The 14,247-nt window shown below is 52.3% G+C and carries 18 protein-coding genes and 1 pseudogene; 11 read left to right on the plus strand and 8 right to left on the minus strand.

The window, feature by feature from the left end:
- Positions 1 to 87: 87 nt before the first annotated feature.
- A complete protein-coding gene (locus WOA58_RS18080; protein WP_340605694.1) occupies positions 88 to 1,689 on the plus strand; it encodes a sodium:solute symporter family transporter in 1,602 nt (533 codons plus the stop codon).
- Position 1,690: 1 nt separating this feature from the next.
- On the plus strand, positions 1,691 to 1,966 hold the full coding sequence (locus WOA58_RS18085) for a hypothetical protein (protein WP_340605695.1): 276 nt from the start codon (positions 1,691 to 1,693) through the stop codon (positions 1,964 to 1,966).
- Positions 1,967 to 2,046: 80 nt separating this feature from the next.
- Here the strand turns inward: WOA58_RS18085 and WOA58_RS18090 are convergent, their stop codons facing one another.
- A complete protein-coding gene (locus WOA58_RS18090; RefSeq protein WP_340605696.1) occupies positions 2,047 to 2,808 on the minus strand; it encodes an IclR family transcriptional regulator in 762 nt (253 codons plus the stop codon).
- A gap of 480 nt (positions 2,809 to 3,288) precedes the next feature.
- On the opposite strand from WOA58_RS18090, the gene WOA58_RS18095 reads away from it, so the two are divergent.
- From WOA58_RS18095 to WOA58_RS18105, 3 genes are all read left to right on the plus strand, one after another.
- Positions 3,289 to 3,507: a hypothetical protein gene (locus WOA58_RS18095; RefSeq protein ID WP_390220987.1), complete on the plus strand. Its 219-nt coding sequence runs from the start codon at positions 3,289 to 3,291 to the stop codon at positions 3,505 to 3,507.
- Between the two features lie 135 nt (positions 3,508 to 3,642).
- On the plus strand, positions 3,643 to 4,038 hold the full coding sequence (locus tag WOA58_RS18100) for a hypothetical protein (protein ID WP_340605697.1): 396 nt from the start codon (positions 3,643 to 3,645) through the stop codon (positions 4,036 to 4,038).
- Positions 4,039 to 4,485: 447 nt separating this feature from the next.
- Complete coding sequence (locus WOA58_RS18105; protein WP_340605698.1) at positions 4,486 to 4,788, plus strand: helix-turn-helix transcriptional regulator; 303 nt, start codon at positions 4,486 to 4,488, stop codon at positions 4,786 to 4,788.
- 400 nt (positions 4,789 to 5,188) lie between these two features.
- On the opposite strand, the gene WOA58_RS18110 is transcribed toward WOA58_RS18105, so the two are convergent.
- Positions 5,189 to 5,881 carry a DUF7521 family protein gene (locus tag WOA58_RS18110; RefSeq protein ID WP_340605699.1) on the minus strand — a complete coding sequence of 231 codons (693 nt, stop codon included), beginning with the start codon at positions 5,879 to 5,881 and terminating at the stop codon, positions 5,189 to 5,191.
- A complete protein-coding gene (locus WOA58_RS18115; protein ID WP_340605700.1) occupies positions 5,878 to 6,234 on the minus strand; it encodes an ArsR/SmtB family transcription factor in 357 nt (118 codons plus the stop codon). The genes WOA58_RS18110 and WOA58_RS18115 overlap by 4 nt, the downstream gene beginning before the upstream one ends.
- 106 nt (positions 6,235 to 6,340) lie before the next feature.
- On the opposite strand from WOA58_RS18115, the gene WOA58_RS18120 reads away from it, so the two are divergent.
- Together WOA58_RS18120 and WOA58_RS18125 are read left to right on the plus strand one after the other, a co-directional pair.
- The gene (locus WOA58_RS18120) at positions 6,341 to 7,081 is read left to right on the plus strand and encodes an ABC transporter ATP-binding protein (protein ID WP_340605701.1); all 741 of its coding nucleotides are present in this window, start codon (positions 6,341 to 6,343) and stop codon (positions 7,079 to 7,081) included.
- A gap of 90 nt (positions 7,082 to 7,171) precedes the next feature.
- Positions 7,172 to 8,035 carry an ABC transporter permease gene (locus WOA58_RS18125; protein ID WP_340605702.1) on the plus strand — a complete coding sequence of 288 codons (864 nt, stop codon included), beginning with the start codon at positions 7,172 to 7,174 and terminating at the stop codon, positions 8,033 to 8,035.
- Positions 8,036 to 8,819: 784 nt separating this feature from the next.
- Here the strand turns inward: WOA58_RS18125 and WOA58_RS18130 are convergent.
- A complete protein-coding gene (locus WOA58_RS18130) occupies positions 8,820 to 9,239 on the minus strand; it encodes an ArsR family transcriptional regulator (protein WP_340605703.1) in 420 nt (139 codons plus the stop codon).
- 109 nt (positions 9,240 to 9,348) lie between these two features.
- Between WOA58_RS18130 and WOA58_RS18135 the strand changes: the two genes are divergently transcribed.
- Positions 9,349 to 9,894, plus strand: coding sequence for a hypothetical protein (locus WOA58_RS18135; protein WP_340605704.1), 546 nt, complete (start codon positions 9,349 to 9,351; stop codon positions 9,892 to 9,894).
- A gap of 70 nt (positions 9,895 to 9,964) precedes the next feature.
- On the opposite strand, the gene WOA58_RS18140 is transcribed toward WOA58_RS18135, so the two are convergent.
- Positions 9,965 to 10,333, minus strand: a complete 369-nt coding sequence (locus WOA58_RS18140) for a DUF7344 domain-containing protein (RefSeq protein WP_340605705.1) — start codon at positions 10,331 to 10,333, stop codon at positions 9,965 to 9,967.
- Positions 10,334 to 10,716: 383 nt separating this feature from the next.
- On the opposite strand from WOA58_RS18140, the pseudogene WOA58_RS18145 reads away from it, so the two are divergent.
- Positions 10,717 to 10,815, plus strand: a pseudogene (locus WOA58_RS18145) (ABC transporter ATP-binding protein); the annotation flags it as partial.
- Positions 10,816 to 10,871: 56 nt separating this feature from the next.
- Positions 10,872 to 11,735 (plus strand): phosphatase PAP2 family protein, encoded by an 864-nt coding sequence (locus tag WOA58_RS18150; protein ID WP_340605706.1) that lies wholly within the window; start codon positions 10,872 to 10,874, stop codon positions 11,733 to 11,735.
- 173 nt (positions 11,736 to 11,908) lie between these two features.
- Here the strand turns inward: WOA58_RS18150 and WOA58_RS18155 are convergent, their stop codons facing one another.
- A complete protein-coding gene (locus WOA58_RS18155; protein ID WP_340605707.1) occupies positions 11,909 to 12,118 on the minus strand; it encodes a hypothetical protein in 210 nt (69 codons plus the stop codon).
- Positions 12,119 to 12,600: 482 nt separating this feature from the next.
- On the opposite strand from WOA58_RS18155, the gene WOA58_RS18160 reads away from it, so the two are divergent.
- Complete coding sequence (locus WOA58_RS18160; RefSeq protein ID WP_340605708.1) at positions 12,601 to 12,837, plus strand: geranylgeranylglyceryl/heptaprenylglyceryl phosphate synthase; 237 nt, start codon at positions 12,601 to 12,603, stop codon at positions 12,835 to 12,837.
- A gap of 13 nt (positions 12,838 to 12,850) precedes the next feature.
- Here the strand turns inward: WOA58_RS18160 and WOA58_RS18165 are convergent, their stop codons facing one another.
- Positions 12,851 to 13,132 (minus strand): hypothetical protein, encoded by a 282-nt coding sequence (locus tag WOA58_RS18165; RefSeq protein WP_340605709.1) that lies wholly within the window; start codon positions 13,130 to 13,132, stop codon positions 12,851 to 12,853.
- 377 nt (positions 13,133 to 13,509) lie between these two features.
- Positions 13,510 to 13,677: a DUF1931 domain-containing protein gene (locus tag WOA58_RS18170; protein WP_340605710.1), complete on the minus strand. Its 168-nt coding sequence runs from the start codon at positions 13,675 to 13,677 to the stop codon at positions 13,510 to 13,512.
- Positions 13,678 to 14,247: the final 570 nt, after the last annotated feature.

Here is a 14,247-nt window from a genome sequence, read left to right on the forward strand (position 1 = left end):
CTGTCAGATCGGCATAAGGAGTAGATCTATTACATCTAATATTATCATAAACTATAAAACGATCGCCTGATTCTGTGGGTCTGTGCCATGCAAGCAGTAGGCTCGCCAACGTTAGTTGCAACAGAGTGGTTAGCATTAGCAGTGTTTGTCTCATCACTCATTGTATTTGGTGTATACATGCGGCAAAACACAGTTGACTCAGCGAGTACATTCTTAGCTGACCGTTCCCTTCCACCATGGATACAAGCATTCTCTACGGTCGCAACAAACCTGAACGCCAACGACTTCATTGGTTTGGCCGGCTTTGCTTATGCATTCGGTATTATCGCACTTATGACTCCGATCTCAACTGCGATCGGGATCGTGGTTGTGACTATTGCAGTTATTCCCTTTATCCGCGAAATTGAGGCGTTCTCGTTAGGAGAATGGCTTAATACACGGTTTGCGAGCCCAGTTGGAGAAGCGTATGACTTTATTTGGACATTTGTCTGGATGTTTATCAATATGGGGTTGTATATCTATGCAGGGTCGTTAGTACTGAACACACTACTAGGGTGGGATCTCTGGTTCTCAGTTGGTGTTGTAGTGTTCATTGGAACTGCTTACACATTGCTAGGCGGATTCGGTGCAGTAGCTGGATCCGACACGATCCAATTCGTACTCATGTTTGTGCCGCTTGCTCTCCTCCTTCCGATGTCGCTGGATTTGGTTGGAGGGATTTCTGGATTGGTTGAGGGGGTTCAAGCAAACCAAGCTACAATGACCCCCTCTGAACATCCACTCTTAGCAGACTTCCCATTCGGAGGGACGGTCGCTGTCGTCCTTCTCTATCTTGGATTCATTACTCAATCAATCTCGTACTGGGGTGCAGAATCGCAAATTCTGCAGCGGCCACTCTCTGCAGAGAGTTCTGAATCTGCGCAAGTCGGATTCCTGTATACCGGTATCTGGTATGCAATTCTCGTTCCACTCTTTATATTGATTCCTGGAGTTATCGCAGCCGCACTGTATCCAGATCTCGGAGTATCTGACGAAGCAATGCCAATGCTAATCCGCGATACAATGCCACCTGGTCTCTATGGAGTGATAATTGTCGGATTGATAGCGGGCGTCCTGTCAAGCGTTGACTCTCAGCTCAATAACTTCCAAACGCTACTAACGGAACGTGTATACCGGCGATTCGTTGCTCCGGATCGAGAACCTCAGCATTACGTGACTGTCAGCCGTATAGCAGGTATTATTTTTGTGGTACTGTCCGTTGGTATGGCGTATTATTTCTCGCTACAGGATTCCATGTATTTGGTTGCTCAGTCGCTTCTGGTGACCATTATGCCGACATTTGCTGCCGTTGCTATCGTCGGAGGTCTCTGGGATAGAGCCACAACAACTGGTGCGATAGTTGCAATCATCTTCGGATTCATATTTAGTATCTATCTTGGATTTACTTTGGGACACGAGGCAACCTATGTGAGGTCCCTCTACTCGCTACTTTCGATTATGTTAGTGGCTGTCGTTGTGAGTATTATTACAACCCCGCGAGAAGAGGAGATTCCCACTGAATTTGGCTCTACAATTAGCGATAAGAGCAAACCCACTATTTCACGAAAAGTCAAGCGTGCTGCCTTAGCAACGACAGCACTAGCACTGCTGACGTTTGTTGGGGGAGTCATCATTTTTGGAGGGATCTAACATGGACAGTAAATCAACGACATCAACAGAAGAGACGACAACGAGAGAACAGGCCGCAACTGAATCAGCTGACGAGTATAACCTACCAGTTGAACTCTTTGCCGGTATCGTTATCCTCATAATGGGTTGCCTTGTTTTGGTTACACCCCTAATTTACGACATGCCTACTGATTTAGTGTGGAATCCACTTATTATTAATCTATTTAGTGGAAGTATTTATTTAGTAGTTGGAGTCATATTCATATATAGGTCGGATTATATCCAGAATATGATTTAGACAGATATCCACTCATGTTTGTCGCAGGTTTTGAAACTTTACACAAATAGAGACTCTTTGTGACATATATGATTGAGATGTTATGTGTATGTAAGATTTACTTCTATGACGTTAGAACTCTCCAGGACTAGGTTCGGAACCGTTGTTTCAAGATATTCGCCTTGGAATCGATTTTTTGGCCCGGAGACACTTACAGCTGCAACAGCTTCGCCCTCCTCATCTATAATCGGTGCAGCAATGCAACGCATCCCTTGTACTCGCTCCTCATCATCAATCGCATACCCACGCTCTTTGATCTGAGCTAGCTCCGCAAATAACTGATCTCGATCTGTAATCGTGTTCTCGGTGATCGCTGGGAGACCATGGCGCTCAACAATATTTTCGACTTCCTCTGTTGGACGATGAGCTAAGATAGTTTTGCCGAGGGCTGTAGTTTGGAGGTATACACGCATACCAACACGTGTGTCAAGACGTACTGCGTTCTCGCCTTTCGCTTTATACATAAAGATACCACGGCCATGTTCCTCAATCATAAAATTCGAGTGATTACCGGTTTCTTCAGCAAGGTTATCGACTTCTGGGCGAGCTAAATGATAGACCTTCATGCGCGATCGGGCCTGTTCACCTAACTCAAGAAATCTAGCACCGATTCGATAGACACCGTTGTCATTAATGAGGTATTCTTCCGATTCAAGTGTTTGCAAATGATCATGTACTGTACTAGTGGGCTTCTCAAGATAATTGGCGATCTCCGATACACCAGCACCATCCCATTGGCGCAGCAGATCAATGATTTCGAATGTGATCTTGGTCGCTTTCACAGGTGTGTCATCTCTTTCCATGGAACAAGCAGAGCAGTATCCATCAAAGAGTTTCCGGTAATGCCGGAAAATACGTTCGTCGAGGCAGCTTCTTCAAGCACCCTTGCCGACAAGAAGCAACATCAATTACCCCTGGATTCGTAAAGGCAGTAAGTACCGCGACTGATGTTAAGTTAGCAAATATAGTTGGGATCCTACATTTCTATAGAGAATTAAACTTAGTCGCAGTTGACGATCTATTAAAATCATCTAATGTAGTGTCTGATGTAGATTACTCTCCGAGAAAAGCTCTTAGCTTCAAGCTAGATTTAAATTTAATGAAGGATAAAAATACGTTGCTTTCTATTGATCTGGATCTTGCGCATTAGTTGGTTATAGTCCATTTGAGCAATTGAATCAGCTTGTTGAACGGGTTGAGAATGCTCTGGAACCAGTAATACGGGAACCACCCGCACTAGAGATTAATAATATATTATATATTAATAATTAAAATATGTATCCATTCTAACACAATTAGCGCTTGTTGCAGGTCTTGAACAGGCGGAATACGAGCCGGAGCAGTTTCCAGGATTGATCTACCGAGGAAATGAGTCTGAATCGGTATTCCTTGTCTTCGCTAGTGGGAAAGTAGTTATTACAGGAGTTACTACAAATGAAGCAGTATATCAGTCATTTCAGAATTTTACTGAGAAATTAGCAGATTGGAGGCTTCGGGACTAACCTAGCACAACCATTTTGTCGCACTTGGCCATCTGACAATGTAATGGCCACTCGTCTCAACCCCTCGTCGACGAGGCCGTGGGGGCGCTTCGCGACCACGGTGTCGGCAAGGCCTTTTTCGGGCGCCGGGTAACAATGGGGACCAACGGAACGGTCTCGCTGTCTCGGCCCGTCTCTAACAAGCCCGCGGCGGCGCTGTTCCGGCCCGACGATCTCGATGAGTACCCCTCGATCATCAAGCGGGGTCCGTCGCCACTCTCTCAGGCGGAACTCGGCGAGCTGCTCCGGACGTCAGCAACCGAGTACCGCTCGCTTGCTCGTCCGCCCGAGGCGCTCAACCGCGAGCTGATCATGCTACTTGCGAACGAACCCGAGTGCCTCTATCAGGATCACACCCAGTCATACGGGAAGCTCTATCTGAAGAGCCGACTGGCCGATATGGAGGGGACGGTCCTGGCGCAAGTGCTCAAAGAAAAGTCAGTGAACGAAAAGACGAACGGCACTAAGAAAGTAGTCAATGACAGCGACTGAAATAACCAAAGAAGCAATGACTGAGATGACCGGTATAATACCGGTTCATGGCTATTCAACGAGCGACGCTGCACTGAATTCAGTGATACGAATGATTGTCGATCGTATCGAATGGGTCTACTCTCTTTCCCCAGAGGATGCTCGGCGTCCTGATCGACCGATCTATTTCGAGGACTCGTGGGAGGTCCCGATCCGAATCCGGGTTGCTCATCCGGAGCTTCGATATGGACCGCTCTGGGAGACCCTTGAGGCGATCCTGTCGGCCTCGTCGCTCACCGTGGTCTCTTGGGGCAGTGATCATACGCCTGGAATATAGGGCTGTTCTAGAGACAAGACAGTATAGTTCTCTCTGTGAGTTATCCTCGGTCGTGTCTCATAGCTGTATTCAGTCGCTTCTCGTGTGAGTACATCCAGTACCTTGACAATATATCCTACCTGAGAGGAGACGTGCACGATCTGACTGGGTTCCAGCGCGATCTTCTGTGGGCAATTGGGGGACTCAACGAACCGCATGGGCTTGCACTCAAGGACGTTCTCGAGGAGTACTACGGGACCGAGATCCATCATGGGCGTCTGTATCCAAACCTCGATACACTCGTCGAGAAGGGAGTAGTGAAAAAGGGCGAGCTCGACCAGCGAACGAACAAGTATACGCTTACCGATCGGGGTCGTCGCGAGCTTCGAGCACGCCGTGACTGGGAGGATCAGTATGTTGCTGGGCTGGAGGGTGTTGAGTCTGAGGCCAACTGATGGAGCTGCGTGTTATACTAGTCAGTCGTGGTTAGTTTCGAGAACCCTACGAAAAACTGGACGTGACAACGAGGAAAGTAGCGACTGGGTGTTGTACTGCGGCTGATTTGAGGCGTTGGGTAAGGGTTCAAGCGTCGTATGTGACCAGATCTGTCTGACAGTGCTTTCGTCATCGTGGATGAAACGGATGTCGAACGTTGGCGTTTTCGGGTATCATCTTGATGAGTCGACACAATCGAGTAGTACGATTCTTGCAGACCGCTCTGGAAACGAGCGGCTGTCTCCAGTATGATCAGCATGGTTCTGATCGGGTCGAGAATCCTCCCATACCTCGTCAACGGGTCCGTGCGCCGGCAAACAGTGGAGGTGGGTGGTGCATCCTGGTTGAGGTCGTGAAGAATCATCGTTGTTCATCGATCTGCAGGGACAGGAGTATCGCGAGGACACCTACGAGTTCGGTGAACAACACGAGACTGAGCCCACGGGCATCCGAAATCGCCAGAGTGGACCTAAACAGTGTGAGTAGTTCGAGCACGAGAAACGGGACGAAAGTCAGTAACGCGATCCCGATTGCGAGCCACCGCATCGAACGATTTCCGTATCGGGAATACCCTCTGAGGGCCTGAATTGTGATGAACGCGCCGAGAACGGCGGTAGGACCGTTCGCTCCGGTTGTCCCAGCGGATAGAGTCATCCCAAAGACTTCGACGAGAACGAACGGCACGAGGGCAAGGAGACCTGCTCCGATGAACGTCCCTCCGAGCACGTATCGAGTGCGCCGTTCCGGACGTCCATACACCGCATAGAGAACCAACACCAATCCTGCGAACTGGACCGCGCTGGCGACCGCATCCGTCAGCAGTGACGACCCTCCTGTAGTCGGGACAAGTATTCTCGTGCCAGTATAGCCGGCTGACGTGAGTGCGATCCCTGCCGCGAGAAACAGCGCCGAGGGGTTCTCGGACCGTTTGTAGCCGTGATACGCTACCATCGCAACCCACGTACCGACGATGATAGTCCCGATCGCCAGTACGAATCCGACCAGCCCTTCGATAAGTGAGCCGCCCTCGACGGTAAAGCCTGACCAGGTCATCTGAGATCCTCGTAGAGTTTGGTCAATCGATCGACTGCATCACTATCGGTTCGATCGACGGATATCGTGTAGTTCCCGTCTTGGAGTTCTATCGTTACGCGCTCCAGACGAGCCGAAAAGCGTCGATAGTGGTGGCCATCCGTACTCAGGGTTTGTTGTTCACGGAGCATGTCGAACTCTTGTAGCCGATTGATTCGGCGGTAGATCGTCGGCGACGATGCATCACATCGCTCGGCAAGCTCATCCGCTGACAGCGGCTCCCGGCTCGTCTCGGCGAGGATCGCCCGAGCGTACTCGTCTTCGAGCAACTCACCGACGGTTTCGACGGTCAGTCGGTCGGGAGGCTCCCCCATCTAACAGCCACACTTCGTCTCTCTACTGGAAAATACCCCTGCACGGAGTTTCTCACTCAGAAGCTGTGACTTCCGAACTATGACGTTCATTCCCGTCGATACGTTCATGGCAGCGATCAGGCTGGACGGGCTCACTAAACGCTACGGCGATCACGTCGCTATCGATGACCTCGACCTCACCGTACCAGAGGGAGACGCGTTCGGCTTTCTCGGCCCGAACGGCGCTGGAAAATCGACCACGATCGATATCCTCCTCGATTACGTTCGTCCTTCCGAGGGAACGGCAACTGTTCTTGGCTGTGACGCCCAGCGCGACGCTCGTGAGATTCACGAACGGATCGGCGTACTGCCCGAAGGATACGATCTCTACGATCGGCTGACCGGGTACGAACACCTTCGTCTTCCAGCCGACCTCAAAGGGATCAACGTCGATGCGGACCGGGTCCTCGATCGGATCGGTCTCTCCGATGTGGATGCCGACCGCCCAGTCGGGACATACTCGACGGGAATGTGCCAGCGATTGGCACTGGGAATGGCAACGGTCGGGGACCCGGAGTTGCTCGTGCTTGACGAGCCGACGAGTGGGCTGGATCCACACGGCATCTCGCTGCTGAAACAGCTCATCACCGAAGAGGTCACGCGCGGAACGACGGTGTTTCTCTCGAGTCACGGCCTCGAACACGTCGCAGCGACCTGTGATCGCGTCGGGATCATCGAGGACGGACAGCTGATGACCGTCGCTGTGATCGATGACCACGACGTATCACTCGCTGCCCTGTTCGACCGGCATACGTCTACCTCGCTCCCCGAGCGAGAGAACCCACAGTCGGTGTCGGGAGGTCTCTGAGCCGTGACGGCTCCTCGACAGGCGGATCCCTCTGAGCCCGGGGACACGACCACGACATCTCAATCTGGGGAGACACCATCGCTCGAGCGTGTGCTCGTCGTCGCACGGAAGGAACTCCGGCACATCTCTCGATCGCGAGCAGCACGGACGGTTCTCGTTGCGCTCCTCGTCAGCGTGATTGTCGTCTTTCAGGTGGTAGCACGGGATGGCGGACCTTCATCGGCCACAGCCGCGGTCGACAACCTCGGACTTCCGTTTCAACTGCTCGTTCCTCTCGCGGCCATCCTCGTCGGCTGTTTTACCGTCTCCGGTGAACGCGCGTCCGGGAGCCTCAGAGTGCTTCTCGGCCTGCCACTGTCTCGCACTGAGGTCGTACTGGGCAAACTTTTCGGAGGACTGAGTGCGCTCGCGATCGGCATCATCGTGACGATCGGGTTCACAGTCCCGGTAAGCCTCGTAACGTTTGGATCCGTTCCAGTGACATCGCTCGCGGGACTCGGCGCCACCACGGTTCTGTTCGCATTCGCGTTCGGTGGTCTCTCGATCGGCATCTCGGCGGCGGCTGCTACTCGAAAGATATCGATCGCCGCCATCGTCGGTGGATACATGACGATGACGTTCCTCTGGGAACCCATCGTCGCCGGGATATACCACGTGGCGACGCAAGCGCTCCCGAGCAGTACCGTCACACCGTGGATTCCACTCCTCGAACGTCTGAATCCGATCGAGGCGTACGCTGACGTCGCAACCACGCTGGGTGGCACTTCGGTGTATCCGTTACGTATCACGTACGGGCTGCTCGAACGCGACCCTGGCACGCCGCTCAGCGATCATGTCGATGGAACTGTTGCTGGATATCTCGTTGAGCCGTTCTTGGTCGCCGTTCTGTGTGCGTGGATGCTAGTCCCGGTTCTGTTCGGCGTACTCCGACTTCGGGACGCTGATTTGAACTGAAACGGTATCTATCCTCACGGAGACGATTCGGGTGAGGATGGCTTTTCAGGTCGGTTTCGTCGCCTTACTGAGCGAGATATTCTCCGAACAATAGCGCGATACGAGACCTCAGCCATCGACGATCGAGACTTCGCTCACCGAACGGGGCCGTCACGAGCGTCGAGCACGCCACAAATGGGAAGATGAGTAGCTCGATGAACTGTAGAGTGTCGATCTAAGGCTGACTGACAGCGTTCTGTGTTCGACCAGTTAGTCGTGGGTAGCTTCGAGAAGTGAAGCAAGCTGTTTCAGACGTGTCTGATCATACGCCGTTAGATCGTATCGATTGCGATTACTCCGGTGAGTGTGTACGTGGAGGATCTCGAGGGTGGCGGCCGTACTGAGCAGCTGGCCAGTGATCTGCGGTCGAAACGGTGGGTCCTCCCAACGCGAGTGAAGCTGTTTCGCCGAGGCGTAGTTGCGGTCCGCGTTTTCCAGTAGCTCCTCGAGTTTGTCGACATGGCGTTTGAGGAGGGCGTATCGTCGTGGATCTTCAGACTGGAGAGTCGTAAGTTGATCGCCAAGAGATGGTGAAGACGAGCTATCCGTAGCCATTGATTTTCTATAGGTCGCTCTATTACTAAATGGATCGGATCTAGTTGTTCGATCGTGCTGTAGATATCTCCAAGAACTATACGCACGTCTGTGTCCACACTCGTGGGTTCCGATGGTCGGTTTCGAGTAATGCCTCACTAGGCGCGCGGGAGGAGGTCACGAGGTCGCTTCTGATAGTATAGAATCTGGATTAGTTGAAATCTGGACGGGAAGCTGATTCAGCCTCCCGAATCTGGTCAGTCTTCTCGGTCTGTTCGATGAGGTTCTTGTATGCGGCCTCCTCAAAGAGATCATTTCGGTCGAATAATTTGCGAGCGGCATCGGTGAGTCGGAAGAATCGATATGGTTCTCCCCTCTCTAAGTCTATTCGTTCGTGAGATGCAGATGCGATAATACCTGCGTCTTCAAGGACGCTCAGGTTCGATGAAATCGTCGAGTCCGGGATCTCAGGGAGATAGTACGTGAGTTCTTTCTTTGAGGGCATACTCGTGGGATGGCCGACGATCACACCAATGATGTTTTTCCGTGTCGTGGTATTGAGCACACTCATCGCCTCGATGGGATCAAGTTCGTCGTTGTTTCGGTCGTGACGGTGTTCAAGTGTGCTCATCTTGAATGGTACTACAGTGACCACTTCCTTAACCATTTCGGCCCCTTTCGAAGTGGTCCAGATTGGTTGTATTCCAAAGAACTAACCCCTAAAAACACGATATAGAACTATGTCAGGCCCCTCTGGGGAAGATCTATCTACGCGATTCAAAGCAGTCAACAACCGACCGCTCACACCCTCCGAAACACAAGGTATCCTCACTACAGTTCACGAGAACAAGGACTTCTTTGACCCCGACATTCAGACCGTGTTCGTCCTTGGCCACTACGGAGAAAGCGAAAAACCACACCTCAAAGCAGTTCAGGAAAACCTGGACGAACCGGGAGTACATCCTCGCCTGATGGAAGATATCTTTGATTTCACCGAGGATTGGACAGCGAAATTCAAACTCCTACTTTCGTATGCTGACACCATTGTGGGTGTCTACGAACACTCTCATGGCGGGCATTGCTGGGAGGCTGGCTTCATCGACCAATATGAGTACAGAACACGGACGCAAGCTTTCTACCGAGTCTACGAAGACGACGACGAACAGTACGAGGCTTACAACGGGATGTTCTGGACCCATATGCTATCGCTCGAAAATATCGAGCGAGCACATCCGTGGACGGATCGAGCTGACCTCCTTCACAAAGTCGAGCAACTTGATCTTTGAGGTCTCGTTGTGATTTGCTAGATAGGGCGGACAATCGCTGATGTCAGCCGTAATCACAACTCCGGAGGTATCACTCCTCAGGCTGACTGAGTTCATCGTGCCGCACGCGAGCAGCCCACTGAGCGAGTAGGGGCTGATCGAGACAGCGTATGAGTTCATGCCGAGGATCACAATCAACGGTTCCGACGTCACTGAGGACCGGGAGATGCCACTGATAGAGGTCCGCTGCAACGTTCTGGTAGAGTTCTCGAGTGAGTGACTCTCGGAGTATGGCGGCTTCGAGAGTTGCGACATCCTCGACTAGCGTCTCGAACTCGATGGGATTCTCTGAGGAGTCAAGCAGCGAATACAGCGCAAACCGTCGTCGCTTGTTGGCTAAGAGTTCGAATACCGTGTCGAGTGAGAGAGATGAGTGTTGTTTCGTTGATCCATGTGCCATTGGCAGGCCTACGATAATTCGCGGATATAACTCTGTTGTATCATGATTATGAGTAGAATCAGTATCGTCGCTCCTCGAAGAGGTCGACTGTCCGTTCTGCAGTCATCCGGCAGAGTTCTTCGGCCTGTGCGGGATCTAAACGGACGGGACTTGTGATCTGCTTCTTTTCTCCAATAGGAGTGATTCTCTTCAAGGAATTCGTCCCACCTCAGCTGTGAGCATTTCATCTCGCACACGGGGTGGGTGGGTCAAGAAAATCAGGTAGTGTTTTCCGGTTGACCGTCCCCCCACTGTGAATACGGTCAAGAGCTATCATAGTGTCCATTTCATCCGCTTGCTCTCTACCTTCCATAGATTCATCTTGCACACAGGGTGTGACGGTAGTAATGGAACAGGTCGAAGCAGTCTGTGACAGTGTAACAATCAGTAATCGGGGAACTCTCGTCGCTGTTGATACCATCGATGGGCTTCGCGATGCAACTTAATACGAAACCATTACTGTGTAGCTGTCGTAGCTGGAGCCGGACTCAAACTAATTATGAGCCGTGGCATCGGTGAAGTCGAGGCAGTTCGGGATGCGGTCCCCGAGCACCTTTTTCCGATCGCCGAGCTCGTCACTCGATTCGGGGACGTCTCGACGCTCGTAGCCGTGACGATCGCCGCGGCCCTCGTGCTTGACCGGGACCGGGGATTGTCCTTGTTCGGTACCGTGATCGGTGGGTTCGCGCTACTAACGGGCCTCAAGGCGGCTTTCGGACTCCCGCGACCGCCGACTGAGCTACACCTAATTGCCACCGAGACGACTGGTTTTCCGAGCGGGCATGCCCTCGGCGCGACACTCGTCTATGGTGGGTTGGTATGTCTCGTCCGGCTCGGGACCAAACGGACGCGGTTCGCGGCAGCCGGCGTCAGTATCGTGCTGATCTCGCTTTCGCGTCTCGTTCTCGGTGTCCACTACCTCATCGACTCGATCGCCGGAGTGCTGATCGCAGGCGGATATCTGTGGATACTGAAACGGTACATGAAGTACGATCCACGATCGACCCTCCGTATCGGGGCCGGGCTTGGAATCATCGCACTTTTGACCGGAGTCGTCTTTGGACCGACCCTACAGACTGCCTGCACCGGAGCGATCTGTTTCGATACGCATACCGCTCAGGTGGCGATGGCGGGAGTCGGTGCCGCTGGGGCTTGGGCGCTCGGGCAAACGTATGGGCTCCAACCGGTCGGGTTCGGGATTCTTGCACTCGGGGGTCTCTTCGGCGGGATTGTGATCCCGATCGACCTGGGACTACTCTCCAACCTCGTTGCGACAGCGCTGGGCGCAGGCGCGGTCGTGATCGCTATCGAGTACGGTAGTATCCACCGAGGAATGGTGTCCTTACACCGATGGCTGACGTAGCCCTCTTATCCAACCTTGTCTTCCCGTTGAAGACCTATCCGAAGTGGATAGGTGAAACGACAGCACTAACCAGTAGCGATCGGTTGGAATGGATCGCCAGTACGTGTTATCGTTTCACACGACTTAATCCCTCTGCAGGATCGGGCCTCTCAGCTCGTACTAGAATTTGGAATTCAGTATCGTCGCTCCTCAAAGAGGTCGACTGTCCGTTCTGCGATCATCCGGGAGAGTTCTTCGGCCTGTGCGGGATCTAAACGGACGGACTCCTGGTCGTTCTCTTCAAGCAATCCGACGAGATATGCGCCCCATGGGACAGCGCCTCGTTCTTCGTCAAGACGCTCCTTGTCGGCACGATCGAGCGTAATGGTAGTCTGGTCGCCCATACAATTGTTCTCAATTGTAGCGATATAACGTTGTCTGTTCGATAGGATGAAGACCTCACACATCGCTTCCCGGGTAATAAGATGGTACTAATTGCAGATGAGAGCGCTACTCAGACCGGAACAATTCTTGCAGCTGCTAGCGATGCAACTATCTTGGTTACTTGACACACACGACATCGTCCTCCCCGAGCAGGTTGCCAACGAACTCACTGACACGGCCTCCTACGACGATGCCTCGGGGAAAGCGGCATAGACCGTCCTTGACCGGCAGGCTGCGTTCAACGTTCACAGTGTTGAATTCGACGAAACGTTTCCGCTCGATGATGGCAAGAACGCAGCAGTCACGCTGGCGAACACGATAGCGGCAGTCCAACTGTTCTGTGACGAGTTCAATCGACTAGCGTTGGTGCATGCATCCTTAGTAGATACGCGCTTGGTAACGACACCGATCGTTCTCACGACACTTGTGCGAAACGACGTGCTTGCGGTACTCTATAATTTCTCGTTTTTATGTTGAGTACACGGGGAAATTTGGAGGTACAGCTGCTGTAAACGCAACGGCGACAGTTCTCGATGAGACGCACTTGCTATATGATGGGATCGATTCGACGCAGAAAGCGAATACCGTTCCCGATTCGGGTACTGACGCAATCGTTGTCGGCGATTGCTTTCACAAGGATCGCGAAGCGTACTGTCTGACGACTCGTATCGATCTGTGAGTAGAGAACGTCGTCATTCCACCTGCACGCCGAGTTCGTCGGCTATCGCTTGCAATTCGTCTTTGACAAACGACCCACCGCTGGCGGCCTCTTGAGACTCACTCAGTCCAGTCTTCCACCGAATGCCCGCTCGCATCGTCGTCGTTGATGGTCGTGGCCCCTCGTCGACAGCATATCCCACCTCGTTCGCGATGGCAACGAGTTCCTCTTTGGTGAACGACGCACTCACCTCACGCTCGAAGCGACCGACGGCTGTACGAATCGCGTTCTGTAGTTCGAGGACAGTTGGACTCATATCGAAGTCGACGGCGAATGCATCCGTATAGATTGGGATCACGTTCGATAACTGGTGGCTCACAACCCGCTAGTTGAGGCTGGTATCAGGCTAGTGAGGGTAACCAGCCTCGGCCATTGGGAGGGTTCTGTATCGGGACCACCAGCTGTGGTACTGATGAAGGAACCGATATATCAATTCTTGTGCAACAGTCTCTACTTGGATGGCCACGATCTTGCACAAGGTAGTGTCCGACTGATCATGCCGTGGTGTGAGGTACAATTACGAATGGTACCTAGCTCCGAAAGGCTGTTGGGCTGGTTTTCAACAGGGAATCTACGAAAACGGAGCTACAGTGGGAGTTCGCCTACACTACTTAGTTGGAGAAGCTGTCCGTCTCAGAGGTCGCGGGACTGAGCAGTCTTGCGGTCGTTATCTTCAGCGCGTTGAGCTGCATCCTCGAGTAATTCCTCGACTTCCTCGTCGAGTGTCTCGTAGAAACCCGACGAAACATTGTGGTCATCGAGCGCCTCCTTGACCGCCGACTGAACGATGAGGTCTGCCATCGGCTGCCTTTATAGAGGATACTACTGTAGGATTTCTGCTTGTTATAAAATGAAGAGAGGTCAGTAGAACAGTCTCGGGGGAATATGGAATGAGTGGAGCTGCCCACTCAACACTGGCAGTACGCGTCCCCCACCATCGACATCGAGAGTATCTAGTGATTGGATTGCCCGATGCCGGAGGTGTGAAGCGGATCAGTATCAAGATGAATTACAAGCTGATGCGCGCGATCATAAACTACTTCTCGACACGGATAACTCCTGCATAGAAAATCAAAGCTGCACGGATATGTCTATTACCTTATCATCGTAATACCGATCAGCGTCAGATAGCCAGACTTGTCTACAAATTCGCTTCCAAAACCGTTTGACTGTGATCATCACTCATCTCTCGACTAACTCTGTATTCGTTGATCCACAGGAGGGACACGGCTGTGTTTGTCGGTCCGTTCCCGTTACTCCACAGTGACGACACCGGTCCGTCTCCAAGCCTGTGAACCGCGCCGCGCATAGCGGACAGATCTTCTGTTGAGCTTTGAAAGATCGTCCGCAGGCTGGGCAGTAGTACGTACC

The sequence above is a fragment of the Halalkalicoccus tibetensis genome, assembly GCF_037996645.1.
Taxonomy (GTDB): domain Archaea; phylum Halobacteriota; class Halobacteria; order Halobacteriales; family Halalkalicoccaceae; genus Halalkalicoccus; species Halalkalicoccus tibetensis.

What these genes read in the sequence shown, in the direction of transcription:
- WOA58_RS18150 (WP_340605706.1), top strand. Translation starts at nt 10,872, where the DNA reads ATGAGCCGTGGCATCGGTGAAGTCGAGGCAGTTCGGGATGCGGTCCCC.
- WOA58_RS18080 (WP_340605694.1), top strand. Translation starts at nt 88, where the DNA reads ATGCAAGCAGTAGGCTCGCCAACGTTAGTTGCAACAGAGTGGTTAGCA.
- WOA58_RS18110 (WP_340605699.1), bottom strand. Translation starts at nt 5,881, where the DNA reads ATGACCTGGTCAGGCTTTACCGTCGAGGGCGGCTCACTTATCGAAGGG.
- WOA58_RS18090 (WP_340605696.1), bottom strand. Translation starts at nt 2,808, where the DNA reads ATGGAAAGAGATGACACACCTGTGAAAGCGACCAAGATCACATTCGAA.
- WOA58_RS18155 (WP_340605707.1), bottom strand. Translation starts at nt 12,118, where the DNA reads ATGGGCGACCAGACTACCATTACGCTCGATCGTGCCGACAAGGAGCGT.
- WOA58_RS18085 (WP_340605695.1), top strand. Translation starts at nt 1,691, where the DNA reads ATGGACAGTAAATCAACGACATCAACAGAAGAGACGACAACGAGAGAA.
- WOA58_RS18170 (WP_340605710.1), bottom strand. Translation starts at nt 13,677, where the DNA reads ATGGCAGACCTCATCGTTCAGTCGGCGGTCAAGGAGGCGCTCGATGAC.
- WOA58_RS18115 (WP_340605700.1), bottom strand. Translation starts at nt 6,234, where the DNA reads ATGGGGGAGCCTCCCGACCGACTGACCGTCGAAACCGTCGGTGAGTTG.
- WOA58_RS18130 (WP_340605703.1), bottom strand. Translation starts at nt 9,239, where the DNA reads ATGAGCACACTTGAACACCGTCACGACCGAAACAACGACGAACTTGAT.
- WOA58_RS18100 (WP_340605697.1), top strand. Translation starts at nt 3,643, where the DNA reads ATGGGGACCAACGGAACGGTCTCGCTGTCTCGGCCCGTCTCTAACAAG.
- WOA58_RS18120 (WP_340605701.1), top strand. Translation starts at nt 6,341, where the DNA reads ATGGCAGCGATCAGGCTGGACGGGCTCACTAAACGCTACGGCGATCAC.
- WOA58_RS18140 (WP_340605705.1), bottom strand. Translation starts at nt 10,333, where the DNA reads ATGGCACATGGATCAACGAAACAACACTCATCTCTCTCACTCGACACG.
- WOA58_RS18165 (WP_340605709.1), bottom strand. Translation starts at nt 13,132, where the DNA reads ATGAGTCCAACTGTCCTCGAACTACAGAACGCGATTCGTACAGCCGTC.
- WOA58_RS18135 (WP_340605704.1), top strand. Translation starts at nt 9,349, where the DNA reads ATGTCAGGCCCCTCTGGGGAAGATCTATCTACGCGATTCAAAGCAGTC.